A 25,605-nucleotide genomic window follows, 5' to 3' on the forward strand; every position below is an offset into this window, starting at 1 on the left:
AAAATGCTCACACTTGCCAACAAAGTTGCCATCGTCACAGGCGCCAGTTCCGGGATCGGCCGCGCCACGGCCAAGCTGTTTGCGGAGGAAGGAGCCAAGGTGGTCGTCGCTGCCCGCCGCAAGGCGGAGCTTGACGCGCTGGTTGCCGAAATCGAAGACGCCGATGGCACGGCCATCGCCCTTGCCGGCGATGTCCGCGACGAAGCCTACGCGAAGGCCCTGGTCGACCTGGCGGTCGAGAAATTCGGCGGGCTGGACATCGCCTTCAACAATGCCGGTTCGGTCGGCAAGACGGGGCCGGTTTCGGAGCTGTCGCTGGAGGGCTGGCGCGAGGCGCTCGACACCAACCTGACCAGCGCCTTTCTCGGCGCAAAATACCAGGTGCCGGCGATGGTCGACCGCGGCGGCGGATCGCTGATCTTCACCTCCACCTTCGTCGGCCACACCGTCGGCATGCCCGGCATGACCAGCTATGCCGCAAGCAAGGCCGGACTGATCGGATTGACGCAGGTGCTTGCCGCCGAATACGGCGCCAAAGGCGTGCGGGTCAACGCGCTGCTGCCGGGCGGCACCGACACGCCTTCGGCAACGTTCAAGACCCCTGAATCGCGAGCCTTCGTTGAAAACCTGCATGCCTTGAAGCGCGTCGCCGAGCCTGACGAGATCGCCCGCTCGGCGCTCTATCTGGCTTCCGATGCATCGAGTTTCACCACCGGCACGGCGTTGTTCGCCGACGGCGGCGTCTCGATCACCCGCACGTGAAGCGTTTCGCGGTCGGGGTAGGCCCCGCAAGCCGCAATGCCTGAAAACCGGTCTTGCTTTTCCCGGCGATTTGACGATTCCGTCTTCTCCTCGAAAACGGGTTGGAAACATGCTGCTGATCAGGACCTATATCGCTGCAAGCGCAATCGAAGGCGTCGGCGTGTTCGCCGCCGAGCCGATCCGGAAAGGGGCGCAGATCTGGCGGCTCGATCCGGACTTCGACCGGCTGATCCCGGTGGAAAAATACGAGACGGCGCCGCCGCACCTCAAGGAATTGCTCGACAGATATGCCTATCCCAGTCCGGACCGGCCGGGCTTCATGGTCTATGAGGTCGACAATGGCCGCTTCATGAACCACGCCGACAAACCGAACACCGACTTTTCGCAATATGGCGGGGCCACTGCGACCCGCGACATCGCCGCCGGCGAGGAGATAACCTGCGACTACGGCGAGTTCTTCGAAGGTTTCGAGCAGCTCCACCTGGCCACGGCGTAGCGTCGCCTATCTGGCCCACGGCGAATTTTGTTCTTGCTTTGTGCCGGCAGCTATGCTACTAATCTCGATATGGTGCTGATTCACACGAACGACCCGCCGCTGAGGCGGGTTTTTTCGTTTCGGGGTCGGCACCGCCTCTCAATCGGCAGTGGACAGAGCGCCTTGATTCTGCTATCAGCCGCTCCAATTCGTGGTGTAACGCGCCGCGGAGGCTTGTGGCTATGGCCGCTTGCCTATTGATTTCAAACCCGAAAGACAGGATTGCCCGTGCAGGTACTCGTCCGCGACAACAATGTTGATCAGGCGCTTCGCGCGCTCAAGAAAAAGATGCAGCGGGAAGGCATCTTCCGCGAAATGAAGATGCGCGGACATTACGAGAAGCCCTCCGAGAAGCGCGCCCGTGAAAAGGCGGAAGCTGTGCGCCGTGCCCGCAAGCTGGCCCGCAAGCGTGCCCAGCGCGAAGGCCTGCTGCCGATGACGCCGCGTCCGGTCGCGGCCGGTGCTGCCGGTGCCGGTGCCCCGCGTCCGCCGCGGTTCTGACGCCAATTTTTCGTCCTTTTCCAAGGATATCCAGGGTGGCGCGATGCGGAATCGCCGCCACCTTTTTGTTGTGATTTAGACCCGGTCCGAAAGGACCGGTTGGGAGAGATGCCGGTTCGGAGGGGGAACGGACCAGACGGCGCAGTAAGGACAGGGCAGACATGGACGCAATTACCGTAGAGCGCAGAACCGCGTGGCGCGGCCTCGCCCTGACGGCGGCCCTGCTTTCCGGGATGGCGCTTGCCAGCTGCCAGAGCGTTCCGACCGGCGAGTTCAACAACATCGACAAGGCGCAAGCCTCGAGCGAGAACATCTCCTCGCTGTCGGCGGTGATCCAGCGCAACCCCCAGGATCCGGAAGCCTACAATGTGCGCGGCTCGGCCTATGGCCGTGGCGGCCAGTACCAGGCGGCGCTGAAGGACTTCAACACCGCCATCCAGCTCAATCCGAATTTTTACCAGGCCTATTCGAATCGCGCGCTCATCCAGCGCTTCCTCGGCGATCAGGCGAGCGCGCTTGCCGACTACAACCGCTCGATCCAGATCAATCCCAACTATGACGCCGCCTATATCGGCCGCGGCAATCTCTACCGCAGGGCCGGCCGGGTGCAGGAAGCCTTCAACGATTTCCAGAAGGCCATCCAGCTCGACACGACCGACGCGCGCGCCTATCACAATCGCGGCCTGATCTACCAGAGCCAGGGCCAGCACGCCTTTGCCATCGAGGACTTCTCGACCGCCATTTCGTTGGCGCCGGACGCCTCCGAGCCCTACAATGGACGCGGCCTCTCCTACCTGGCCATGAACGACGAGGACAATGCCTTCGCCGACTTCAACATGGCCATCAAGCTCGACGGCAAGAACGCCGAGGCCTGGTCCAACCAGGCGTTGATCTACGAGCGGCGCGGCGACAAGGCCAGGGCCGCAAAATCCTACCGCGAGGCCGTGCACCTCAATCCGACCTACCAGCCGGCCAAGGACGGCCTGGCCCGCACCAGCGCCGGCTGAGCGGCCGGTTAATCGGCCGGCCCTTTCCGCGCCCCGACAACCCTGCGTTTACCCTTGCCTTGCTGGCGCCAGGTTTTCGGCGGAACGCTCGGCGTGCTCAGCCGTTTGTACAAGGTAATTTCGAAAGGACCCTGCCATGATCAAGAAACTCGCTTGTGCCGCCGCTCTCGCGACGACCGTCGTTGCCGCTCCCGCCAGCGCCAGCAAGCTCCAGCTCGGCGTGCTCGACTGCACCATCGACGGCGGCACGGCCTATCTCGTCACCTCCAACAAGGGTGTTTCCTGTGTCTTTCGTCCACATCGTGGCGGCCCCTCCGAAGTCTATACCGGGGTGATTTCCAAGCTCGGCGTCGATGTCGGCCGGACGCATCAGGGCCAGCTGGTATGGGCGGTTCTGGCGGCGACCCGCAACCACGATGAAGGCGACCTTGCCGGCAGCTACTATGGCGTGAACGCCGAGGCCAGCGTGGTCACCGGTGGCGGCGCCAATCTCCTGGTCGGCGGCCTCGACAGCGCCTTTTCGCTGCAGCCGCTCAGTGTCCAGGCACAGACGGGCGTCAACCTGGCGGTCGCCGTCACCTCGCTGGATCTGATCCACTCGTTGAAATAGCGGCGTAGTATGGCTCCCGAGCGGCGGGGAGCGCAGGGTGTCGGCCTGCGAATAGCTGCCGAAGGCTTATAGTTTCCGGCAGGCCCACTCCGCGGAGGATGGGCCGCCGTGATGTTCAAAGTTGCGGCGCTCGAAGATCACGTCTTCGGTCTGACCAGAATCTCAACGCCTCGTGATCGTCCCCATCGCACAACTTTGAAATCCGCCACGTCAACGGCGATCAAAGCCGCTTGATCTCAACTGCGGTTGAGGTTCTAGAAGTCCTCCCATACTGCGGCATGTACTCACTTGGACGTGAAGAACGCTTCAATACTTTTGACCAGCGTCTAAGAAAAGCCTAGGGGGCCGGATGACCAAGACAAGCACAAACAGGGTCGACTGGCGCGCGCTGTGGGCGAGCGGCGATCTGGCGCGCTTCTGCTTCATCAGCCTCGGCATCCTGCTGCACGCCACCAACGAAACGATGGTGGCGACGGTCATGCCGGCCATGGTCGGCGAGCTCGCCGGCGTGCAACTGGTGGGCTGGTCGCTGGCGATCTACGAGCTCGGCGCCATCGTTGCCGGTGCGGCCGCCGGACGGCTGGTGAGCTATGTCGCGCTGCGCACCAACATGATGGTCGCCGCGATGCTCTATGCCGGCGGCGCGCTGGTTTGCGCCACCGCGCCTTCGATGCCGCTGTTCCTCTGCGGCCGCCTGATCGAGGGGCTCGGTGGCGGCGCGCTGGTGTCGCTGGCCTTCGTCTCGGTCGAGCGGCTGTTTGCCCGCGCGATCTGGCCGCAGCTTTTCGGCGTCATGTCGGCGATCTGGGGTGTCGCCGCCTTCAGCGGGCCGGTGCTCGGCGCGGTCATGACCGAATTGCTGTCCTGGCGCTGGGCCTTCGGCGTCTTCACCCTCGGCGGCACGGCGATGGCGTTGGCAAGCTTCATCGTGCTCGACACACCGGAAGCAACAAGGCCGCAGGCGACCGGCGGCTCAGCGCCGCCCTTCCCCTTTGCAGCACTTGGCTGCCTCGCCGTTAGCGTCGTGCTGATCGCCACCGCCGGCGTCGACATCGCCCTGCTGCGCTCGTCGCTGCTGCTCAGCCTCGGCCTGATCGGCCTGGCGCTGTTTATTTATATCGATGCACTGAAGCCGCGCTCGCGCCTGTTCCCATCGCGGCTGTTCTCATGGCGCTCGCCGGTCGGCGCGGGCATGACCATGGTCGCGGCGTTCTCGGTGGCGACCTGCTCCTTTACCGTCTACGGACCGCTGCTGCTGACCAGCCTGCACGGCATCCCGATCCTGACCACCGGCTACATCATCGCCGCCGAATCGATCGCCTGGTCGATCCTTTCGATCCTCGTCGCCAATGCGCCGCCGGAACGCGAGCGGCTGATCATTGTCGGCGGTGCGCTGATGATCGCCACGGGCGTTGCTGGTTTCGCCTATACTGTGCCGGCGGGCTCGATCCCGCTGATCCTGCTTTGTGCCTTGCTGCAAGGCGGCGGCTTCGGCATCGCCTGGCCGTTCGTCACGCGCGTAATCGTGGCATCGGCGCGGGAGGGCGAGCAGACGATCGCCTCGGCCGCCGTGCCGACCATGCAGCGCATCGGCTATGCGGTGGGTGCGGCATTGACCGGCATCGTAGCCAACGCCAGCGGCTTTTCAGAGGGCCTAAACCGCGAGGCCGCGGCAAACGTCGCTGCCTGGCTGTTCCTGGCGTTTATCCCGCTCGGAATCCTGGGATGCCTTGCCGCCTTGCGGATTTCGGGGGCACCGCCAGCGAAGCTGCCGATCTCCCCCCTCGCAGGGAAGATTGACTAATGCATGTCGCGCAAAGGTGTGCAGCGGTTTTGCGGTAACGACATGCATCAAAACAAGAACCTAAAGCGCGTCACATGAGGCCGGTCGAACGCGACGCGCTTTAGACGACGACCGTCTTCAGCCGCTCGGCGATCAGTGCCGCGAGCCGCGTCGCCACCTCATCCTTGCTCATCTCCGGCCATTCCTCGACGCCGGCCTTTGAGACGATCCGCACCTTGTTGCGGTCGCCGCCCATCACGCCCGGAGCACCATCTTCATGCGAGACATCATTGGCGACGATAAGATCGGCCCCCTTTTTTGCAAGCTTGGCCTCGGCATTCCTGATCAGATCCTGCGTCTCCGCAGCGAAACCGACCACCAGCATCGGCCGCTTTTTGTGATGCCCGACACCGGCAAGAATATCGGGATTTTCCACCATCTGCAGCGCCGGCGGCCCCTCGCCCGCCACCTTCTTGATCTTTTCCCCGGCCGAACTTTGAGTGCGCCAGTCGGCGACAGCCGCGACGAACACTGCCGCGTCGGCCGGCAGCAGCTGCTCGACAGCGTCCTTCATCTCGACGGCCGTTTCGACATGCAGCGTGGCGACGCCGGCCGGATCGGCAATGCCAACCGGACCGGAGACGAGACGCACATGGGCGCCGAGCCTGGCCAGCGCCGCCGCAATGGCGTGGCCCTGCTTGCCCGACGACCAGTTGGCGATGTAGCGGACCGGGTCGATCGGCTCATGCGTCGGCCCGGAGGTGACGATGATCTTCCTGCCTGCCAGCGGCTTTGGCCGGCCGTCGAGCAGCGCCTCGATCGCGGCGACGATCTCCAGCGGCTCGGCCATGCGGCCCTCGCCCACCTCGTTGCTCTCGGCCATCTCGCCCTTCGCCGGGCCGACGAATGCGACGCCGTCCTTGCTCAGCGTCGCACGGTTGCGGCGGACCGCCGGATGCGCCCACATTGTCGGGTTCATCGCCGGCGCCATCAAAACTCGTTTGTCGGTGGCGATGAGCACGGTCGAGGCAAGGTCGTTGGCATGGCCATTGGCGAGCTTTGCCATCAGGTCGGCGGTGGCCGGCGCTACGACCACAAGGTCGGCCTCGCGCGAAAGCCTGATATGGCCGATATCGTGCTCGTCCTGCCGATCGAACAGTTCGGTGAAAACATGGTCGGCGGACAGCGCCCCGGCCGACAGCGTGGTGACGAATTCCTGCGCCGCGGCAGTCATCACCACCCGCACTGCCGCACCGCGCTCGCGCAGCCGACGGATCAGGTCGAGCGCCTTGTAGGCAGCAATGCCTCCGCCGATGATGAGCAGGATGCGCTTGCCGGAGAGGGTCATGCCCGAGGCCAGTTCTTGTCCAATGTCATGCCGGCTTCAGCGCCGATTCGATGTCGGTATGGATGAAATCGTCACCCTTGAAAAGTAGCGGCAGGTTTCGGGTCTTGGCCAGGGCATAGGCGAAACAGTCGCCCATGTTGAGGTCAGCACGATGGCGGGATCCGCGACCGTACCGAGAGTAGGCAAGTCGTGCGACCTCGAGCTGCGCCAGATCAAAAGGAACGACCGTCAGTTCGAGGCGATCGATGAGCACCTGAAGTTCGGCGGGGTTGATGCCACCGCCGGACCGGTTCGCCACACAATGTGCCTCCAGAAGTGTTGCAGTGCTTATCAGTACAGCAGATGAGGTGCCGAAAACATCGACGAATGCAGCCGCATCCGGCTCTGCGCCGATGATTGCGATTAACGCAGACGTATCAACTGCAACGGTCACAGAAGTCCCTCATCCCACATGTGATCAGTAAGCGCTTTGAGGTCAATGGGGTGTTCTGATTTCCGTCCGAGCGCCAAGATCTCGTCACGTGACGCTTTCAGCCGCCACTCCCCGTTCTGGAGCTTGCTCTCGGGGATCGTCACTTTGCGCAAGGCATCCCGCGCTTCCTGCTCCATCGAAACGCCGCGCGCGGCAGCGCGTTCGCGCAGCACCTGCTTCACTTCGTCATCAAGATTACGGATTGTGATAGTGCTCATAGCGTAGCTCCTCGCCGTTACATAAGCGACAAGCGGCGTGATTGCAATGACAGCACTGCTGTCATTGCAATCAGAGCAGCTTCCAGGCGATATACACCAGCGTCAGCGCGATCACCCACAGCGCCAGCCGGCCGGAGCGGGTGTGGCGCGCCTCGGCTTTGCCGATCGCGTCCGCCGTCCCCTCGTCGAAGCGCAGGCCGTTTTCGGCCATCAGGTCGATCTCACGCGACAGCCGCTCGGTACGGGCTGCGAGGTCCGGCGCCTGACGGGCCAGCGCCAGCAGCGCGCTGGCACCGTCGCGCGCATCGGCCAGCAGCGCGCGCGGGCCGAGATTGCGGGCAATCCAGCCGCTGACCACCGGCTCCGACGTCTTCCACATGTTGAAGGCCGGGTCGAGGGTGCGGGCGACGCCTTCGACAACGACCATGGTCTTCTGCAGCAGCACCAGTTCGGATCGCGTCGCCATGTCGAACAGGTCGGTCACCTCGAACAGCAGCGTCAACAGCTTGGCCATCGAGATGGTCTCGGCCGGCTGGCCGTGGATCGGTTCGCCGATCGCCCGGATCGCCTGGGCGAAAGCCGCGACATTGTGCTGGCGCGGCACGTACCCGGCCTCGAAATGCACTTCGGCGACGCGCTGGTAATCGCGCGTGATGAAGCCGTAGAGTATTTCGGCGAGGAACCGGCGCTCCTTCCTGCCGAGCCGGCCGGCAATGCCGAGATCGACGGCGACGATGGTGCCGTCGGCTTCGATAAACAGGTTGCCCGGATGCATGTCGGCGTGGAAGAAACCGTCACGCAGCGTGTGGCGCAGAAACGACTGAACGAGGTTGGCAGCAATCGCCTTCAGGTCGTGGCCGGCGGCGGCTAGGCCGGCAATGTCGTTCATCTTGATGCCGTCGACCCATTCCATTGTCAGCACGTCACGACCGGTGCGCTCCCAGTCGACCGACGGCACACGGAAGCCGGGATCGTCCTTGGTATTCTCGCCGAGCTCCGAAAAAGCCGCCGCCTCCAGCCTCAGGTCCATTTCGATTTTGGTCGTCTGGGCCAGTGTCTCGGTCACCTCGACCGGCCGCAGCCGGCGCGACGACGGGATGTATTTTTCCTGCAGCCGGGCGGCGAGAAAATAACTCTCGAGATCGCGAAAGAAGCGGCGGCGCACGCCCGGCCGGATGACCTTCACCGCCACCCGGGTAACGACGCCGTTCTGCAGGATTTCAGCGGTATGGACCTGGGCGATCGAGGCGGCGGCGACGGCCTCGCCAAAACTGACATAGAGCTCGTCGACCTTGCGTCCGAGCGAGGCCTCTATCGCGGCGACAGCCTCGGCCTTCGGAAACGTCTGCATCTTGTCCTGCAGCATGGCAAGATCAAGCGCGATATCGTTTCCGACGACATCCGGCCGTGTCGCCAGGAACTGGCCGAGCTTGACGTAAGACGGGCCGAGCCGCACGACCGCCTTGGCCAGCCTGTCGCCACGCTCATAGGCAAGCGCGCGACGGCGGGTGAACAGCCGGGCCATGCGCCAGCCGAATTTCGGCAAGCCGAAGAGCTCGTCACCGGGCAAAGCCGCGATGACACCCTCGCGGACCAGCACCCAGCCGGCCCGTACGAGCCTGAAACCAGCGCCGATGCTGCTCATGGCTGGCTTTGCCTCGCCGATTTCCTAGACCGGCGAAGAGCACATTGAGTACGAAAGATACGGGCCAGCCTCAAAGCTTCCAGCCCGAATGGAGCGCGGCGATGCCGCCGGAGTAGTTGCGGAATGAGACGCGCTCGAAGCCGGCGCGCGAAATCATCGTCGCGAAATTCTGCTGATTGGGAAATTTGCGAATCGATTCGACCAGATAGGAATATGGCTCGCCATCGCCGGTCACCACCTTGCCGATCCGCGGGATGGCGTTGAACGACCATGCTTCGTAGACCTTGTCGAGCAGCGGCATCTCGACCTCGGAGAATTCAAGGCAGAGAAAGCGCCCGCCGGGCTTCAGCACGCGATAGGCTTCGGCGAGCGCCACATCGATGCGCGGCACGTTGCGGATGCCGAAAGCGATGGTGTAGGCATCAAAAGTAGCGTCGGCAAAAGGCAGTTCCTCCGCATTGGCTTTGACGAAATCGGTATTTGCCGACAGGCCCTTTTTCTCGGCCCGGTCGCGGCCGACGGCGAGCATCGAGCCGTTGATGTCGAGAACCGTTGCATGAGCGTGCCTGCCGCTCGCCTCGACGATGCGGAAGGCGACATCGCCGGTGCCGCCGGCAACGTCGAGAACGCTCCAGCCCGGCCGCTTCGGTGGATTGAGCCAGGCAACCAAGGCGTCCTTCCACAACCGATGCAACCCGGCCGACATCAGGTCGTTCATCAGGTCGTAGCGGTTCGCCACCTTGTGGAAAACATCATTGACCAGGGACTGCTTGTCGCCCGGTCCTACCCGCTTGAAACCATAGGAGGTTTCCATGCCGCCCGCAGCAGTGGTTCTTTCAACCGACATTGTTTTGATCCGCCATAAAATCGGCGGGACCATAGCCGATCGATGGTGCGGGCGCTATTGTTTAAGGCGCGGTGTTCGGCCGCGCTTCGAAGCAGGTTCCGGAAAAGTGTCACACGCTTCCGACAGGAACTTGCGTCATAAGTAAAAAGGCCTGACGGGATAATTGAATGCCTTTGAAAGCAGAACTGCACTGCCACATCGAAGGGGCAGCGGCGCCTGAACTCGTCCTCCGCCAGGCTGAGAAATACAGCAAGGATGCCTCGCCCTACATCCAGGACGGCTCCTTCGTCTGGCACGACTTCACCTCTTTCCTCGCCGCGTACGACTTCTCGTCGGACCTGTTCCGCACTGAAGAAGACTATGCGCGGCTGGCCGACCACTACCTGACCAGCCTCGCCCGCGACGGCGCCATCTATTCCGAGGTTTTCACCTCGCCCGACCATGCAAGCAAGGCCGGGCTGTCGCCGAAGGCCTATACCGACGCGCTTGGCGAAGGCATGGCCCGCGCCAAGGCGAAGACCGGCATCGAAGGCCGCATGATCGTCACCGGCGTGCGCAATTTCGGTGTCGAATCGATCGAGCGGGCGGCACGTTTCGCCGCGCGCTGCGGGCATCCGCTGGTCACCGGTTTCGGCGTCGCCGGCGACGAGCGGATAGGCGATCTGGAAGATTATGTCAGGGCCTTCGAGATCGCCCGCGAGGCCGGCCTCGGCATCACCGTGCATGCCGGCGAATTGATGGGCTGGGAGAGCGTCGAGGCGGCACTCGACCACATCCGCCCGTCTCGCATCGGCCATGGCGTGCGCGCCATCGAGAACCCCGATCTTGTGCGGCGCATCGCCGACGAAGGCGTCGTGCTCGAATGCTGCCCCGGCTCCAACATCGCCCTGAAAATCTTTGACAGTTTCGCCGACCATCCGTTCCCCGCCTTGAAGGCGGCGGGCTGCAAGGTGACGCTCAACTCCGATGACCCGCCCTATTTCTGGACCTCGCTGAAACGCGAATACAACATCGCCGCCGAGCATTTTTCTCTGGATGACAAGGCGCTAACCGCCGTCACCAGGACGGCCATCGAGGCAGCCTTCGTCGACAGGAAGACCAAGGCGGCGCTGCTGGGCAGGCTCGGCGCCAAGGGCAGGTGAATGGTGAATGGCTCACCCGGCGCTTCGGTCCGTCAACTGCGGGCTTTGCCGCGCACCAAGGACTCGCAAACCAGTTCACTATTCACTATTCACCATTGACCATTCACTTGCGCAGTTGGAGAACACCATGAAGGGCGTCACCGTCGTCGACCATCCGCTTGTCCAGCACAAGCTGACCATCATGCGCAAGAAAGAGACTTCGACGGCCGGCTTCCGGCGGCTGCTGCGCGAGATCTCGCTGCTGCTCGGCTACGAGGTCACCCGCAACCTGGAACTGACGACGACGACGATCGAGACGCCGATCGAGACGATGGAGGCGCCGACGCTGGAGGGCAAGAAACTGGTGTTCGCCTCGGTGTTGCGCGCCGGCAACGGCTTGCTCGAAGGCCTGCTCGATCTGGTGCCGGCGGCGCGTGTCGCCCATATCGGCCTCTACCGCGACCATGAGACGCTGGAGGCGGTCGAGTATTTCTTCAAGGCGCCGGGCGACCTCGCCGACCGGCTGGTGATCGTCGTCGACCCGATGCTGGCGACCGCCAATTCGGCGATCGCGGCCATCGACAAGCTGAAAGGCCGCGGTGCCACCAACATCCGCTTCCTCTGCCTGTTGGCGGCACCAGAGGGCCTTGAGCGGTTCACCCACGCGCATCCGGATGTTCCCGTCTTCACCGCCTCGATCGACCGCCAGCTCAACGAGAAGGGCTACATCATGCCCGGCCTTGGCGATGCCGGCGACCGCATGTACGGCACCAAATAGATCCGTTTACCGACTGTTTACGCAAACGGCTGGTTTCCGCATTCGTTAAAGCGGCAAACACCATGTCGGACTAAGGATCGGCAATCACAAAGGCCGGTCCATGCTGCGCAAGCTTCTCATCCTTGGCGTGTTTGCCGGAACGTCGGCATCGCTGCCGATCGTATATCAGTCCAATTCACAGGTGATCGAGCGGCTGTTGAAATCCGCCATCGGAGCTAGGCAGGCCGACACCCAAACCGACCTGAATCTCGCCGCCGTTCGGGACAGGTCGGCGACGCCGCAGCCGCTCCGCCGCAAGGTCGTCGTCACCGCGGACGCGCGCGGGCATTTCATGTCGGTCTTCAAGTTGAACGGCCGACAGATCGACGGCATGATCGATACCGGCGCGACGCTCGTCGCCATCAACAGTTCGACCGCGCGCAGGATCGGCATCTCGCTCAATCCGACGGACTTCAGCCATCAGGTCAACACCGCCAACGGTGCGATCAAGGCCGCCGTGGTGACGATTGATCGCCTGCAGATCGGCAGGATCACCGTCGAGGGCGTCGAGGCCGTCGTGCTCGACGACAGGGCGCTGCACACCAACCTGATCGGCATGAGCTTTCTGCAGCGGCTCGAAAAATACCAGGTCGAAGACGGCACGCTGCTGCTGGTCCAGTAGGCAATGATCCTGAACCGCAGGTCCACGCCAGCGAAAAGGGCACCGGTCGTCGGACAAGATCATGGTCCAAAGAAAGATAGAGCCGATCCGATACCATCGGAATGGGCTCTATCCGCGCGGCAGGATCCGCCGGATGACGGTTTTCTCCGTGGGCGGTTTGGAAGGGCCGATCATATAGGCCGAAAGCACGACGGCCGCGGCCGCTTCGGCATCCCCGGTATTGCGGGCATGGACCAGTGCGAGCGCTTCGCCGGCCCGCACTTCGGCGCCGACCGGCAACAGCCTGGTGATGCCGACGGCGTGATCGATCCTGTCGTCGGGCCGCGTCCGCCCGCCGCCAAGCCCGACCACGGCAAGCCCGATCTCGCGCGTCGCGATGCCGGAGACAAAGCCGTTCGCGCTCGCCTTGACCGCGAATTCAGTTGCCGCTTTCGGCAGATATTTTTCCGGATTTTCGACAAAGTCGGCGGGACCACCCAGTGCCGCCACCATGCGCGCGAAGATGGAAGCGGCGTGGCCGCCGGCCAGCGTCTCGGCGGCGCGGCGCAGGCCGTCCTGGTTGGACGACACCAGGCCTGCCGATTGCAACATCTCGGCGGCCAGCGCCAGCGTCAAGTCCTCCAGCCGCCGGTCGCGAAAGCGGCCGGTGAGAAAATCGACGGCGTTGCGGACCTCGACCGCATTGCCGGCGGCGGAGGCCAGCGGCTCGTTCATGCCGGTGACCAGCGCCGATGCCTTCAGGCCGGCGCCATTGGCGACCTCGACCAGGCTGTTGGCCAGCGCGGTTGCGTCGCGCGATTTCTCCATGAAGGCGCCGTTGCCGACCTTGACGTCGAGCACCAGCGAACCAAGGCCGGCCGCCAGCTTCTTCGACAGGATCGAGGCGGTGATCAGCGGCACCGATTCGACCGTTCCCGTCACATCGCGGATCGCGTAGAGCCTGGCGTCGGCGGGTGCGAGGTCTGCGGTCTGGCCGATGATGGCGCAGCCGGTTTCGAGCACGGTCCTGCGGAAGCGCGCAACATCCGGCTGGCTGATATAGCCGGGGATGGCATCCATCTTGTCCAGCGTGCCGCCGGTATGGCCCAGACCCCTGCCGGAAATCATCGGCACATAGGCGCCGCAGGCAGCGACGATCGGCGCCAGCATCAAGGAGACATTGTCGCCGACGCCGCCCGTCGAATGCTTGTCGGTGACCGGGCCGGGCAGATCCGACCAGTCGAGCACATCGCCGGAATCGCGCATCGCCGTAGTCAGCGCCACCGCCTCGTCGCGGCTCATGCCGTTTAAGAATACTGCCATGGCGAGGGCACCGACCTGTGCGTCGGTAACGGTGCCGGCGGCCAAGCCCTCGATGAAGAACGCGATCTCCTCAGCCGACAGCTTCTGCCCGTCGCGCTTGCGGCGGATGATTTCCTGGGGAAGCATCAGGCGTCGACCCTGTGCTCCGGAAGCCCGTCCTGAAAAACACGCTGCAGGATGGTCGCCAGCCGCGCACCGCCGACCGGCGCCATGTCCTTGGTCTCCTGGTGCGACAGCTCGGCTCCGGTCATGCCAGCGGCAAGGTTGGTCACGACCGAACACGCGGCGACGCGCAGCCCGAGGAAGCGCGCGAGAATGACCTCCGGCACCGTCGACATGCCGACCGCGTTGGCGCCCATGACGCGCGCCATGCGGATCTCGGCGGGCGTCTCGAAGCATGGGCCGGAGAACCACATATAGACGCCCTTGTGCAGCATGGTACCGGTCGCCTTCGCCGCCCGCTCGATGGCGGAGCGGAGACCGGCGTCATAGGCTTCGGTCAGGCCGACGAAACGGCGGTCGCTCGGTTCGCCGATCAGCGGGTTGGACCCCGAGAAATTGATATGGTCGGTGATCAGCATTACCGAGCCCGGACCCATCCCGGGATCGACCGAACCGGCGGCGTTGGTGAGGATCAGCCTGGAGATGCCGAGGCCGGCGAGCACTTCCAGCGCCGGCCGCATTGCCGCTGCGTTGCCGTGCTCGTAATAGTGTGCGCGGCCGGACAGCATCAGCACCGGCGTGCCGGCAAAGAGCCCCGCCACCACCTCGCCGGCATGGCCGCTGACGCCGCTTCGGGGAAACCCCGGCAAGTCGGCGTAGGAGATGCGCACCGCATCCTCGACCTGGTCGACGAGCCCGCCAAGCCCTGACCCCAGCACCAAGGCGGTGGTCGGCGCCAGCCCATCCAGCCTTTCGACGAGGTGATCGAGCGCTTCCTTCATTTCAGCACATCGCCTTCAAACCCGTATGGCAACAACTCGCCCATGGTCACGGTCTCGACCACGCCGCTGTCATCGCAGAGATAGAACTTCGTTTCCGGCCGGCAGAATTCGGCCAGCCGCTGCCGGCAGCCGCCGCAGGGCGAGCATTTTGCCACGCGTTCGGCGATCACGGCGATTTCCGTGATCTTGCCGCCGCCGCCCATGACGTAGTGGCCGAGCGCGGTGGTTTCGGCGCACCAGCCCTCTGGATAGGACGCGATCTCGACATTGGCGCCGGTGAAGACACGGCCGTCCTCGGTGCGCAACGCCGCCCCGACCGGAAATTTCGAATAGGGCGCATAGGCCTTGGCCATGGCGGCTTTCGCCGCTTCGAACAGATCATGAGCCATGATATATTAGCGTTCCTTGACATAAGGCACGCCGCCGGCGCGCGGCGGGATTGCCTTGCCGATGAAGCCGGCAAGCAGGATGACGGTCAGCACATAGGGCAGCGCCTGCATGAATTGCACCGGCACCTTGCCGATCAGCGGCAGCGGCGTGCCTTGCAGGCGGATCGACGCGGCATCGAGGAAGCCGAACAGCAGGCAGGCGAACATGGCGTTGACCGGTTTCCATTTGGCGAAGATCAGCGCGGCCAGCGCGATGTAGCCCTTGCCGGCGGTCATGTCCTTCACGAAGCCGCCATTCTGCACCATCGACAGATAGGCGCCGGCAATGCCGGTGAGCACGCCGGTGCAAATCAGCGCCCGATAGCGCAACCAGGCGACCGAGATGCCGGCGGTGTCGACGGCCGCCGGGTTCTCGCCGACAGCGCGCAGGCGGAGCCCGAAGCGGGTGCGAAACAGCACCCACCAGGTGAACGGCACGGCCAGGAAGGCGAGATAGACCAGCACGGAATGGCCGGAGATGAGTTCCGAATAGATCGGCCCGAGAATCGGAACGCCCCTGAGCGCATCCGCGCCTGGCCAGATGATTGCTTCGAAGCGCTCGCCGGCAGCCAGCGCCGGCGTGCGCCCGCCTTGCTGGAACCAGGCCTGGCCGAGCATGATCGTCGATCCGGCGGCAATGAAATTGATCGCGACGCCGGAAACGATCTGGTTGCCGCGATGGGTGATCGAGGCAAAGCCGTGGATCAGCGCGAAGGCAACCGAGATGAGGATGGCCATGCCGAGGCCGATATAGGCCGAGTGGAAGACCGAGGCGGCGGCCGCACCGGCGAAGGCGCCGACAAGCATCTTGCCCTCGAGCCCGATGTCGAAGACGCCGGCCCGCTCCGAATAGAGGCCGGCGAGGCAGGCGAGCAGCAAGGGGACCGAAAGGCGGATGGTCGAGTCCAGGACTTGTACGATGGCGTTGAAGAAATCCATCTCAGGCGCCCTTCCCTTTGACCGCTTCCATGCCGACCGATTTCGGGCTGAGCGAGGCGAACAACGCCTGGACATAGGGCCGGAACATATGCTCGAGCGCGCCGGCGAACAGGATGACGAGGCCCTGGATGATGACGATCATGTCGCGGCTGATCGCCGGCATTTCGAAGGCGAGTTCGGCGCCCCCCTGGTAGAGCATGCCGAACAGGATCGCCGCCAGCACGATGCCGACCGGGTGCAGGCGACCCATCAGCGCCACCGCGATGCCGACGAAACCGGCGCCCGAAACGAATTCGAGCGCGACATTGTGCTGGTCGCCCATCGTCGGGTTGAGCGCCATCATGCCGGCCAGCGCGCCCGAGATCATCATCGCAATGATGATGATGCGTATTTCCGAAATCCCGGCATAACGCGCCGCTTTCGGGCTGTGGCCATAGGTGCGCATCTCGTAGCCGAGCTTCGTGCGCCAGATCAGCACCCACACCAGAAAGGCCATGGCTAGCGCCAGCAGGGAACTGACGTTGAATGGCGCCGAACGGATTTTGGCGCCGAACAATTCGATGACCCAGTTGAGCTTCGGCAATTGCGCGCCTTCGAGGAAGGTGCGCGTCTGCGGCGCCATCGAGCCGGGCGGCTTCAGCATCCCCACCAGCGCATAGACCATGACGCTGGCGGCGATGAAGTTGAACATGATGGTGGTTATGACGATGTGCGAGCCGCGCTTGGCCTGCAGATAGGCCGGGATCAGCGCCCACAGCGCGCCCATCGCCGCGGCGGCGATAATGGCAATCGGGAAGGTCAGCCACCAGGGCAGCACGCTGTCGAAGGCCAGGCAAACGATGCCGATACCGAGACCGGCGATATAGCCCTGGCCCTCGCCACCGATGTTGAACAGGCCGCAATGCGCCGCAACCGCCACCGAAAGCCCGCTGAAGATGAAGGTGGTGGCATAGAAAAGCGTGAACGCGATGCCTTGGCCGCGACCGAAGGCGCCCTCGACCAGGATGACAGCCGCGCGCAACGGGTTCTCACCGACCAATATGACAACGAAGCCGGCAACGACGAAGGCGACGAACAGATTGATCAGCGGGATCAGCACGTAGTCGGCCCAGGCCGGGAGCTTGGCATAGGGAGTGCTCATTCCGCCGCCTCGCGCTGCTCGACGCCGGCCATCAGCAGGCCGAGCTCGCCCTCGGTCGCGTCGGGGCCGCGTTCGCCGACGATGCGGCCGGCAAACATCACCAGGATGCGGTCGGACAGCGAGCGGATCTCGTCGAGTTCGACCGAAACCACCAGCACCGCCTTGCCCTGGTCGCGCATGGCGATGAGGCGCTTGTGGATGAATTCGATGGCGCCGACATCGACGCCGCGCGTCGGCTGGCCGACGATCAACACGCCGGGATCTTGTTCCATTTCCCGCGCCAGCACGATCTTCTGCTGGTTGCCGCCGGAGAAATTGGCGGTCTTGAGGCGGCAGTCCGCCGGGCGGATGTCATATTTGACGATCTTGTCCCGGGCATCGTCACGGATGGCGTCGATGTCGAGAAACGGCCCCTTCAGATAGCGCTCGTCGTCCTGGTAGCCGAGGATCGAATTCTCGTTCTCCTCGAAGGCCAGCACCAGCCCGACGTGATGGCGATCCTCCGGCACATGAGCAAGGCCGCGCTCGCGCAGCTCGCCAGGGTCGGCGGCGCCGGTGAGGTCGATCGGCTTGCCGTCGAGCATGACCGAGCCCGAAACGGCATGCCTGATGCCGGAAATCGCCTCGAGCAATTCGGACTGCCCGTTGCCGGCGACGCCGGCAATGCCGACGATCTCGCCGGCATGGACGTCGAAGGAGACGTCGTCGACCATGGTGACGCCGCGGGAATCCTTGACCGTCAGGTTCTTGACCGCGAGCTTGACGCCGCCGGCCTTCGCCTCGCCCTTCTCGACGCGCAGCAGCACGCGCCGGCCGACCATCAGCTCCGCCAGTTCCTCGACCGTGGTCTTCCTGGTTTCGCGTGTCGCCACCATCGTGCCCTGGCGCATCACCGAGACGGTGTCGGTGATCGCCATGATCTCGCGCAGCTTGTGGGTGATCAGCACGATCGTCTTGCCCTGCTCCTTCAGCTGCCTGAGGATGCGGAACAGATGGTCGGCCTCGGCCGGCGTCAGCACGCCCGTCGGCTCGTCGAGGATCAGGATTTCGGCGCCGCGATAGAGCGCCTTGAGGATTTCGACGCGTTGCTGCAGGCCGACCGGCAACTCCTCGATGACGGCGTCGGGATCGACTTCGAGCCCGTATTCGCGCTCGAGCCGTTCCAGCTCGGAACGCGCCTTGGCGATGCTCTTCTTCAGCAGTGCATCGCTTTCGGCGCCGAGAATGACGTTTTCCAGGACCGAGAAATTGTCGACCAGCATGAAATGCTGATGCACCATGCCGATGCCGAGCGCGATCGCATCATTCGGTGTCTTGATCGATGCCGGCTGGCCGCCGACACGGATTTCGCCGGAATCGGCCTGGTAGAAACCATAGAGGATCGACATCAGCGTCGACTTGCCGGCGCCGTTCTCACCGACGATGCCATGGATGGTGCCGCGCATAATCTCCAGATTGATGTCGCGGTTGGCGCGCACGGCGCCAAACCTCTTGTCGATGCCGATCAGCTCGATTGCGGCTTGCGCCATGCAGCCTGTTCCCACTGTTTTTTTACCGCTTGGTCAAACGCCTAGCATGACGCCCAGTCTGTGCCAATTGGGTCTATGCCAATTGCCCGGAGCAGGGTTCACTCTCGACAAATCCCGCCATGCTTGTCAATTTCCAACGTGGCCGCAGCCTGCACAATCGCCTGATCGAGGATGTGAGATGACCATGCCCGACGACATGCCCGACCACCGGCTGACGACGCTGGAAATCCGCGCCGCCGAGCAGGAGAAGACCATCGAGGAATTGTCAGGCCAGATCGCCGAGCAGTGGAAGGTGATCGAGCGCATGCAGCGCAAGCTCGATGCGCTGGCCGAGCGCTTCCTGGCGCTGGAGGAACAGGCCGCACCCGACGTGCCGGTGACCGAGCCGCCGCACTGGTGAGCGGCTGACAGTGCAAAACCGCCGGGCTTTCACCCGGCGGCTCGTCAGTCTGCAATGTCGATCAATCAATACGGGCAGGCATTGTCCGACATGTAGTCGTGCACCTTGATGGTGCCGGCGATGATGTCGGCCTTGGCCTTTTCGACCGCTGCCTTCATCGCGTCGTCGACAAGCGCCTTGTTGTTGTCGTCCATGGCGTAGTCGACGCCGCCTTCCTTGAGGCCGAGATCGTTGACGCCGGCCGTGAACTTGCCGTTCTTGGCATCCATGAAGGTGTTGTAGACGGCAACGTCGACGCGCTTGACCATGGAGGTCAACACCTTGCCGGGCTGCAGGCCGTTCTGGTTGGAATCGACGCCGATGCCGAGCTTGCCGGCGTCGGCCGCTGCCTGCAGCACGCCGACACCGGTGCCGCCAGCCGCTGCGTAGATTACGTCGGCGCCCTGGTCGATCTGCGTCTTGGCGATCTCGCCGCCCTTGGCCGGATCGTTCCAGGCTGCCGGCGTATCGCCGGTCATGTTCTGGATGACGTCGGTGGCGCCGGCCGCCTTGGCGCCGCCGACATAGCCGCAGCCGAACCTGCGGATCAACGGAATATCCATGCCGCCCACGAAGCCGACCTTCTTGGTCTTGGAAGCCATCGCCGCCATCACGCCGACGAGGTACGAGCCTTCCTGCTCCTTATAGACCAGGGAGCGGACATTGGGCTTGTCGACGACCATGTCGATGATGGCGAATTTGGTGTCGGGGAACTCGGTGGCGATCTTGTCAAGCGCGTCGGCCCAGGAGAAGCCAGCCATGACGATCGGATTGCGGCCGTCCTCGGCGAAGCGGCGCAGCGCCTGCTCGCGCTGGGTGGCGTTGCTGACCTCGAATTCCACATAGGGGATGCCGGTCTCGGTCTTGAACTTTTCGGCGCCGTTGAAGGACGCTTCGTTGAACGACTTGTCGAACTTGCCGCCGAGATCATAGAGGATCGCGGGTTGAATGTCCGCGGCGAAGGCCGGAAGAACCATTGCAGCTGCGGCCATAAGGCCGAGAACGATACGTTTCATGTGATCCACACCCCTGTCGGTTATTTGTCCATTATGCACCGCATGCCGGCCCGGTTCTCCGGCAGGCATGCAGCGTCAGGCAGGAGTGTCTTCCTCCCGCTTCCGGTCAATCTGGCACGGCCCGAAACAAAATTCACGTGGAATTTTGACCCTTTGGAAAAGCACGGCGCCGCATCGCGGCGCCCCAGCATATTCCTTGCGTCAGGGGCATAAATCAGGCGGAGACGGCGGCCGGAATGGCGCAGGAGACGCCGGTTCCCCGCAGGCCGCAATAGCCGTAGGGGTTCTTCGCCAGATATTGCTGGTGGTCTTCCTCGGCGAAGTAGAATTCCGGCGCCGGTGCGATCTCGGTGGTGATCTTGCCGCGTCCGGCACCGCGCAGCGAAGCCTCGTAGGCATCGCGCGAGGCGAGTGCCGCCTGGTACTGCGCGTCATTGAACGTATAGATCGCCGAGCGGTAGGTGGTGCCGACATCATTGCCCTGGCGCATGCCTTGCGTCGGGTCGTGGCTTTCCCAGAACAGCTTCAAAAGCTCGGCATAGGACACGATCTTGGGATCGTAGACGACGAGCACGACTTCGGCATGGCCTGTGAGGCCGGTGCAGGTTTCCTGATAGGTCGGGTTGGGCGTGATGCCGCCGGCATAGCCGGCCGCCGTGACCCAAACGCCCTCGACCTGCCAGAACAGGCGCTCGGCGCCCCAGAAGCAACCCAGCCCGAACATCGCCGTTTCCATCCCTTCGGGATAAGGGCCCTTGAGCGGGCGGTTCGAGACAAAGTGCTTCGATGCGGTCGGGATCGGCCGGTCGCGGCCGGGCAGCGCCTCGGAGGGCTTCGGCAGGTTGAGCTTCTTGTTCAGCATGTCGCTGAGAAACATAGTGCGGTTTCCTTTTCTTCTTGGTTGAGCCTTCCCCGGCACGGGAACACCGGGTCAGGCTGGAAATGTCAGGTCGCGGCGAACCGCCCGCTGGGGCGCTGCCGCCTGTAGCCGATGGCGTAAAGAATGAACGCCAGCACCGCGAACACGGCGAAGCCGGGCTGGCTGAGCACCCAGGCGATGGCGCCGTCCCACAGCAGCGGATTGACCTTGTCGCGGACGAAGCTTTCGAAGGCGCTGCGCGTATCCGGCGAGACCGCGAGCCAGCTGGAATTAAGCGGTGTCATCACCAGCGCCGAAGCCGCCACCGACCGGGTCGCATCGAGCACGGCCATGATGACCGAAACCGACAGCGCGACCATTGCAGCGAGACGAAAGATGAAGCGGAACATCCAGACCCTTCCTCCCCAGGAGATTATCAGAATGTCGTATCGGACTGTTAGATAGGATCTACTTGCTTCGCCTGCAATCGCGACACGCGAAGTTGAACCCGCGACCGCCGGTTCGCCGGAACCGGCGGCGCGCCGGACGGCGAGCACACCTCGGCCGCCCCTTTCGATAGGCTCCCTACGGGTGCTCCGGTAACATGGGGTGAGCATCCGTATCCGGCAAAGCGAATAGACTATCGTTATGTCTTGGCATTCGGCACCGGATCGACTAGATGAGCCCCGCGCCTGTTGCTTTGACGGCTCAGGTGCGGGGAAAGGGTATCCGCTGGTCGACGGCGCCCACGGCCGGAATTCCGGTCCGGAATCCCAAAGGAGATGCATCTCCCCAACCCGCGCGGCGAAACCGGCCGCGTCGAAAATGCTAAAGACGGAGAGGTGGCCGAGTGGTTGAAGGCGCACGCCTGGAAAGTGTGTTTACGGGAAACCGTAACGCGGGTTCGAATCCCGCTCTCTCCGCCAGATACCCACTTAAGCGTCCGTTATTGTTTGGCTTTGTGAGTTGCGGCCATTCCGTTCCTAACGTCCGCAAACGATGAAGCTCGGCCACCATGCCGCCGCCCCTTTGTTGACTTTGCTTGGGAATCGGAGTGTCCGGAAAAACCGCAGGGCAGCCCCCAGGATTCGCGTCTGCGGACCCCAATCCGCCCCGCCGGCGCCTACAGGCAATCTACCCCAACGCCCCCCAAGCGGCGCCGGCCACTTTCAGCCCCTTCGTTCGAAAGTTGGCTTCCAGTCGCGATTGCGCGCCCGCTGATGGCCTTCGTAGTCAGGAATGCATGCGAAGAAGGTCGGTCACGGCCGGCAGCCTCGCAATTTGAGCAGACAAAGAGCCCGACCAAGTCGTCATGCATCGAGCCGTGGTCATTGCCGAGCCTGTCAATCAGCGCCTGGATGTCAAGTTTCGTCGATTTGCAGCACATCGGGTGCGCACAATTGACATAGATGGTTTCGCGGGCGGACAGAGTGTCGGCGAGGGTCTTTCGAGTCATGGCGATTCTCCGTTGAAGGGGCTCGCCGCGACGGGAGGATTATATTCCTTAATGCTGATCCCCTGCATTGTCTCGTGCGGAATGGGCTCTCCGGCATTAGACAGGGATATCCGGAGTTCGCCGTCTCGGGTGGTGGCTTCGACCTTAATGGGCATGCCCGCGGCACAAAGTTACAGGTTCGAATCCTCTCGGGTGCAGCATTGCCGCAGCTCGCTTGCCGACAACTATTCCTGCTGGAATTGACAGGGCCAATCTTCAGGCCTCGTCAGGCCAGAAGGCAACTCGGTCCGGGCGTCTCCGCAAGCCATGTTGATCTGCCACTGGGACAGACCCAGCGAATTGGAAAGGTCGAGGCCCTCGATACGGGTCAGAAAGAAAAAGGCGCGGTCAAAGTCTATCGGCGCGGTGAACGTCGCTCCTCGGAAGTCCGCCCGCGCGAGATTGGCAAACGAAAAGCGGCTGCCGCTGATATCGGCGTCATGGAAGTGCGCACGCCCCAATTCTGCCTTTGTGAAATCAACATTGGTCAGATTGGCGTCCTGGAAATTCGAGCGCTGCATTTCCGCGCTCGCAAACACAGCGCCCTGCGCGTCCATACGGCTGAAGTCGGTCCTGTAGGCCTCGATTCTGTCGAACCGGGCGCCTTTGGCGGTCGAGTCGGCCAGGGAAGCACGCACAAGCGTTGCCTTCTCAAGATTTGCGGCAACGAGATTGCTGTTCCTGAGGTCGGTCGAAGTGAAATCAACACCGAACAGGTTCGCCCCGCTCAGGTCCTGTCCTTCTAGGATGAGAAGCTTCTTGTCACACTCTTGCCAATTGACGCCAGGCGTCGCGGCTGCGTCGCAATTTTGAGCGGCAGCGGCGTTCTGCCAAGCAAACACAGTGCAAACCGCTAGAACCAGGCCGGATGCGCCGTAAGCTCTGGTTCGTCTCAAAGTCATTGTTGCTGGACCTCTGCCACTCGCCGACACTCAACCTTACCACATCTGCTGACACTCGAGCCACGGTGACCACATGGCTGTGCTCGCGGCGCAGTGGGTCAAGCCTAGTGTGAAGCTCCGCGTCAAACACCTTCGCGGCGAATTCTAGGCGGCCAGCTTACATTAGCCAGAGTGAACAGAACGTGATTACGGGCCAGGCCTTCACACCTTCGCCTTGCACCAGCCCGCCCACCTAACATGCCCCGCCATCGCGAACGGCCCAGCACGGGCGAAAGACAAGCTCCTTCCTGGCGCTGCGCCGCGTGCAGTCGGAACAAATGGGATCGACGCCGGTTAACAATCGAAGGGACCGCAAACGAAGCGGTATGATGATGATTGATATTTTTAGCTTCGAACTGGCCAATGCCAGGCTGCGCGTTAAACGGGCCGAGCGCTCGCTGAAGCGTGCGAATGAACTGTTGTTGAACGATGGCTGTGTCGCCGTCAATCTCGCGTTGTGCGACCGCATACGGTCTGAGCAAAAACGCGTGATTGAGGCCCGGGAACGCATGACGAAGATCGATCGGAAGAATTGACCCATGATGCTCGCGACCCTCCACCTTGAAACTGCGAGATACGGCGACGAATATCGCGTCGCAAGGCTCGCGCTGCTGAGGCAGCAAATGATACGGCACATCAAGCGCACAGACGCCTCGGCGCAGAAAGTCGAACAATCGCTGGCAAGATTTGCCGAAGCAAACACGCTCGGGGACCGGCTCGCGCAACAGTAGGTCCGCGCGCTCTACCGTCGTTTGACGATGACCTCGTCATGCTGCGTCGCCAACAACAAGGCTGCATCAACATCGCACCTGCGCTCGCTGGGCGTCGCGCCCCAAAAGCACAAGGCAGTCATTTCGGCGAAGATCCAAGAAGTGTCGATATTTTCACCTTCCTAGGGACGCAGGCACAACGCCAAAATGAAGGCCGCGATAAGCAGCATGGCAGGCAGAGGGGCGCGCGAAGGCTACTGAGCGGCTTTGATCTCGCCGCACTCTTGCCTCAGATCAGCCTACAACCAATCTGCCCGCGCTTCACCAGAAGCACGGGCATTGATAGGCTCGGCACTATCGCCGCCCCGTCTACCGCGGGACCGCTGGTATTCCCGAGACTGAGCGCTCTGTTTCGGCGGAGAAAACCACGAAGGCAAAGATCAGCACGGCGACAGCGACAATCATCGAGCCGGTGGCGACGATCGGCTCGAGCGCCGGATTTCCCTGCAGCATCAGGTAAAGCGCCGGCAGCATCACGACCAGGCCGAGATTGTAGACGCCGTAGTGGATCATCGCCGTCCTGCGGGCAGCCTTCGCCGGGTTCAGCGCATAATAGCCGCCGAATATTGCACTGGTGACCCACCCCAGCAGGTTGATGTGCGCGTGAGCCGGAAACGCGCCGTGATCGCCTGAAATTGCCATCTGCAGGCCAGCTGCAATTCCCAGAATAAGAAAGACGATGGCTGTCTTGAAAAAAAGCTCCGAAACCTTAGGCATGTCATTCCCCCAAACCCGTTTTGCCGCCGCATCATGCCCTGGTTCCGGCGATCTTGCCAAGGGGACCGTCGGGCCGGCGGCACCATTTGCCGCCGGCCTGACGGCCCGTCGGCAGCCGGCCGCCGGGCCTGGCCGGTTGCGAGTCCAGCCGGCAAAAAATATGCGCTCACCCTAATTTAATTGCAATATCACCCGCCAGGCTTCCATGTCGTTCTCACTAAGGAAGTCCTGCACAATCGTGGTGCCATACGCGCCAAAGGCCTGCCCGTCAGTGTTCCAGCAAGGCCTCGCCGAACTTCTCCCACAGCTGCGCGCAATCTGTAGCTCTGAGGCTGGGGGTTCCGAGTGGGCCATATCTGATGACGGCGGCGTGAACATCATAGCCAACGATAGGTGCATTGGCGACAAAGTGGATAGCCTCGCCCAATCGGCGAGAGCCAATTGGCGCATCGGTTTTGTTGGTGATGTCGAAGACACCACGAATATCCGCTTCCTGGTTCCTGGCTGCCAAAGCAGCCGCCATTTCCCTTTCGTGCATCATCGAAATCTCTCCGATCGGTCTAAGTCTAAGAACCGCGGCTTGTGCCGGTCCGGCAGCTGACAACCGGCAAATCGAAGTGCCTTTTGCAGCATCTCGATTGGCTCTTGCTGCGAGCCACTCCGCCCGCTGCCGCGGCAAGCCGATAAGGCAACTGCCAGCGAAATCCGCAGGCACGTCCACGGTCGCATCAAACACGGCCCACGTGCCAGTCGGTTCCTGAACGGGCAAAAACCTCATAACAGCGCCTGCTAATATA

The 25,605-nt window shown here is 63.0% G+C and carries 28 protein-coding genes and 1 tRNA gene; 12 read left to right on the top strand and 17 right to left on the bottom strand.

The window, feature by feature from the left end; genetic code table 11:
- Positions 1-3: 3 nt before the first annotated feature.
- The 6 genes from NKH98_RS05015 to NKH98_RS05040 all read left to right on the top strand — a co-directional run bounded on the left by NKH98_RS05015 (position 4) and on the right by NKH98_RS05040 (position 5,219).
- Entirely contained in the window at positions 4-762 is a 759-nt protein-coding gene (locus NKH98_RS05015; protein WP_352647685.1) for an SDR family oxidoreductase, read from the top strand.
- A gap of 109 nt (positions 763-871) precedes the next feature.
- Positions 872-1,258 (top strand): SET domain-containing protein, encoded by a 387-nt coding sequence (locus NKH98_RS05020; RefSeq protein ID WP_352647687.1) that lies wholly within the window; start codon positions 872-874, stop codon positions 1,256-1,258.
- A 267-nt stretch (positions 1,259-1,525) separates the two neighbouring features.
- Positions 1,526-1,798 (top strand): 30S ribosomal protein S21, encoded by a 273-nt coding sequence (gene rpsU, locus NKH98_RS05025; RefSeq protein ID WP_023675331.1) that lies wholly within the window; start codon positions 1,526-1,528, stop codon positions 1,796-1,798.
- 161 nt (positions 1,799-1,959) lie between these two features.
- Complete coding sequence (locus tag NKH98_RS05030; RefSeq protein WP_352896968.1) at positions 1,960-2,805, top strand: tetratricopeptide repeat protein; 846 nt, start codon at positions 1,960-1,962, stop codon at positions 2,803-2,805.
- A 136-nt stretch (positions 2,806-2,941) separates the two neighbouring features.
- The gene (locus NKH98_RS05035) at positions 2,942-3,415 is read left to right on the top strand and encodes a DUF992 domain-containing protein (RefSeq protein ID WP_254816875.1); all 474 of its coding nucleotides are present in this window, start codon (positions 2,942-2,944) and stop codon (positions 3,413-3,415) included.
- A 349-nt stretch (positions 3,416-3,764) separates the two neighbouring features.
- Positions 3,765-5,219 carry an MFS transporter gene (locus tag NKH98_RS05040; protein WP_352896970.1) on the top strand — a complete coding sequence of 485 codons (1,455 nt, stop codon included), beginning with the start codon at positions 3,765-3,767 and terminating at the stop codon, positions 5,217-5,219.
- A gap of 100 nt (positions 5,220-5,319) precedes the next feature.
- Here the strand turns inward: NKH98_RS05040 and coaBC are convergent, their stop codons facing one another.
- The 5 genes from coaBC to ubiE form a co-directional block, all read right to left on the bottom strand.
- Entirely contained in the window at positions 5,320-6,546 is a 1,227-nt protein-coding gene (gene coaBC / locus NKH98_RS05045) for a bifunctional phosphopantothenoylcysteine decarboxylase/phosphopantothenate--cysteine ligase CoaBC (RefSeq protein WP_352896972.1), read from the bottom strand.
- Between the two features lie 25 nt (positions 6,547-6,571).
- Complete coding sequence (locus NKH98_RS05050) at positions 6,572-6,979, bottom strand: type II toxin-antitoxin system VapC family toxin (RefSeq protein WP_352478132.1); 408 nt, start codon at positions 6,977-6,979, stop codon at positions 6,572-6,574.
- A complete protein-coding gene (locus tag NKH98_RS05055) occupies positions 6,976-7,236 on the bottom strand; it encodes a FitA-like ribbon-helix-helix domain-containing protein (RefSeq protein ID WP_254816871.1) in 261 nt (86 codons plus the stop codon). Before NKH98_RS05055 ends, NKH98_RS05050 begins: the two co-directional genes overlap by 4 nt.
- A gap of 70 nt (positions 7,237-7,306) precedes the next feature.
- Positions 7,307-8,881: a 2-polyprenylphenol 6-hydroxylase gene (gene ubiB, locus NKH98_RS05060; RefSeq protein WP_254816870.1), complete on the bottom strand. Its 1,575-nt coding sequence runs from the start codon at positions 8,879-8,881 to the stop codon at positions 7,307-7,309.
- Between the two features lie 70 nt (positions 8,882-8,951).
- Positions 8,952-9,728: a bifunctional demethylmenaquinone methyltransferase/2-methoxy-6-polyprenyl-1,4-benzoquinol methylase UbiE gene (ubiE, locus tag NKH98_RS05065; RefSeq protein WP_352896974.1), complete on the bottom strand. Its 777-nt coding sequence runs from the start codon at positions 9,726-9,728 to the stop codon at positions 8,952-8,954.
- Positions 9,729-9,895: 167 nt separating this feature from the next.
- On the opposite strand from ubiE, the gene NKH98_RS05070 reads away from it, so the two are divergent.
- The 3 genes from NKH98_RS05070 to NKH98_RS05080 all read left to right on the top strand — a co-directional run bounded on the left by NKH98_RS05070 (position 9,896) and on the right by NKH98_RS05080 (position 12,288).
- The gene (locus NKH98_RS05070) at positions 9,896-10,870 is read left to right on the top strand and encodes an adenosine deaminase (protein ID WP_352896975.1); all 975 of its coding nucleotides are present in this window, start codon (positions 9,896-9,898) and stop codon (positions 10,868-10,870) included.
- A 127-nt stretch (positions 10,871-10,997) separates the two neighbouring features.
- Positions 10,998-11,627 carry a uracil phosphoribosyltransferase gene (gene upp / locus NKH98_RS05075; RefSeq protein WP_254816867.1) on the top strand — a complete coding sequence of 210 codons (630 nt, stop codon included), beginning with the start codon at positions 10,998-11,000 and terminating at the stop codon, positions 11,625-11,627.
- 100 nt (positions 11,628-11,727) lie between these two features.
- On the top strand, positions 11,728-12,288 hold the full coding sequence (locus NKH98_RS05080) for a TIGR02281 family clan AA aspartic protease (RefSeq protein WP_352896977.1): 561 nt from the start codon (positions 11,728-11,730) through the stop codon (positions 12,286-12,288).
- Between the two features lie 108 nt (positions 12,289-12,396).
- On the opposite strand, the gene deoA is transcribed toward NKH98_RS05080, so the two are convergent.
- Genes deoA through NKH98_RS05110 form a run of 6 tightly spaced genes read right to left on the bottom strand, consistent with a single transcriptional unit; the run spans position 12,397 to position 18,571 of the window.
- The gene (gene deoA, locus NKH98_RS05085; protein WP_352896978.1) at positions 12,397-13,716 is read right to left on the bottom strand and encodes a thymidine phosphorylase; all 1,320 of its coding nucleotides are present in this window, start codon (positions 13,714-13,716) and stop codon (positions 12,397-12,399) included.
- On the bottom strand, positions 13,716-14,534 hold the full coding sequence (locus NKH98_RS05090; protein WP_352647706.1) for a purine-nucleoside phosphorylase: 819 nt from the start codon (positions 14,532-14,534) through the stop codon (positions 13,716-13,718). Before NKH98_RS05090 ends, deoA begins: the two co-directional genes overlap by 1 nt.
- A complete protein-coding gene (gene cdd / locus NKH98_RS05095) occupies positions 14,531-14,923 on the bottom strand; it encodes a cytidine deaminase (protein ID WP_023675315.1) in 393 nt (130 codons plus the stop codon). The genes NKH98_RS05090 and cdd overlap by 4 nt, the downstream gene beginning before the upstream one ends.
- A gap of 6 nt (positions 14,924-14,929) precedes the next feature.
- On the bottom strand, positions 14,930-15,901 hold the full coding sequence (locus tag NKH98_RS05100) for an ABC transporter permease (protein ID WP_254816863.1): 972 nt from the start codon (positions 15,899-15,901) through the stop codon (positions 14,930-14,932).
- 1 nt (position 15,902) lies between these two features.
- The gene (locus tag NKH98_RS05105; RefSeq protein WP_352509890.1) at positions 15,903-17,042 is read right to left on the bottom strand and encodes an ABC transporter permease; all 1,140 of its coding nucleotides are present in this window, start codon (positions 17,040-17,042) and stop codon (positions 15,903-15,905) included.
- Positions 17,039-18,571 carry an ABC transporter ATP-binding protein gene (locus NKH98_RS05110; RefSeq protein WP_352896980.1) on the bottom strand — a complete coding sequence of 511 codons (1,533 nt, stop codon included), beginning with the start codon at positions 18,569-18,571 and terminating at the stop codon, positions 17,039-17,041. Before NKH98_RS05110 ends, NKH98_RS05105 begins: the two co-directional genes overlap by 4 nt.
- Positions 18,572-18,749: 178 nt before the next feature.
- On the opposite strand from NKH98_RS05110, the gene NKH98_RS05115 reads away from it, so the two are divergent.
- Positions 18,750-18,971 (top strand): SlyX family protein, encoded by a 222-nt coding sequence (locus NKH98_RS05115; RefSeq protein ID WP_352896981.1) that lies wholly within the window; start codon positions 18,750-18,752, stop codon positions 18,969-18,971.
- A 65-nt stretch (positions 18,972-19,036) separates the two neighbouring features.
- Here NKH98_RS05115 and NKH98_RS05120 read toward each other — a convergent pair whose 3' ends face one another.
- From NKH98_RS05120 to NKH98_RS05130, 3 genes are all read right to left on the bottom strand, one after another.
- On the bottom strand, positions 19,037-20,026 hold the full coding sequence (locus NKH98_RS05120; RefSeq protein ID WP_254816859.1) for a BMP family lipoprotein: 990 nt from the start codon (positions 20,024-20,026) through the stop codon (positions 19,037-19,039).
- A 214-nt stretch (positions 20,027-20,240) separates the two neighbouring features.
- Positions 20,241-20,903, bottom strand: a complete 663-nt coding sequence (msrA, locus tag NKH98_RS05125) for a peptide-methionine (S)-S-oxide reductase MsrA (RefSeq protein WP_352896982.1) — start codon at positions 20,901-20,903, stop codon at positions 20,241-20,243.
- Between the two features lie 68 nt (positions 20,904-20,971).
- Positions 20,972-21,295, bottom strand: coding sequence for a hypothetical protein (locus NKH98_RS05130; protein WP_352802167.1), 324 nt, complete (start codon positions 21,293-21,295; stop codon positions 20,972-20,974).
- A 426-nt stretch (positions 21,296-21,721) separates the two neighbouring features.
- Between NKH98_RS05130 and NKH98_RS05135 the strand changes: the two genes are divergently transcribed.
- Positions 21,722-21,811, top strand: a tRNA-Ser gene (locus NKH98_RS05135).
- 754 nt (positions 21,812-22,565) lie between these two features.
- Here the strand turns inward: NKH98_RS05135 and NKH98_RS05140 are convergent.
- Positions 22,566-23,282: a pentapeptide repeat-containing protein gene (locus NKH98_RS05140; RefSeq protein WP_352896984.1), complete on the bottom strand. Its 717-nt coding sequence runs from the start codon at positions 23,280-23,282 to the stop codon at positions 22,566-22,568.
- A gap of 365 nt (positions 23,283-23,647) precedes the next feature.
- On the opposite strand from NKH98_RS05140, the gene NKH98_RS05145 reads away from it, so the two are divergent.
- A complete protein-coding gene (locus tag NKH98_RS05145; protein ID WP_254816855.1) occupies positions 23,648-23,857 on the top strand; it encodes a hypothetical protein in 210 nt (69 codons plus the stop codon).
- Between the two features lie 543 nt (positions 23,858-24,400).
- On the opposite strand, the gene NKH98_RS05150 is transcribed toward NKH98_RS05145, so the two are convergent.
- Both NKH98_RS05150 and NKH98_RS05155 read right to left on the bottom strand, forming a co-directional pair.
- The gene (locus NKH98_RS05150; RefSeq protein ID WP_254816852.1) at positions 24,401-24,808 is read right to left on the bottom strand and encodes a heme-copper oxidase family protein; all 408 of its coding nucleotides are present in this window, start codon (positions 24,806-24,808) and stop codon (positions 24,401-24,403) included.
- Between the two features lie 268 nt (positions 24,809-25,076).
- Positions 25,077-25,349, bottom strand: a complete 273-nt coding sequence (locus NKH98_RS05155; RefSeq protein WP_254816851.1) for a hypothetical protein — start codon at positions 25,347-25,349, stop codon at positions 25,077-25,079.
- Positions 25,350-25,605 lie beyond the last annotated feature (256 nt).

This window comes from Mesorhizobium sp. M0833 (assembly GCF_040319905.1).
GTDB lineage: Bacteria > Pseudomonadota > Alphaproteobacteria > Rhizobiales > Rhizobiaceae > Mesorhizobium.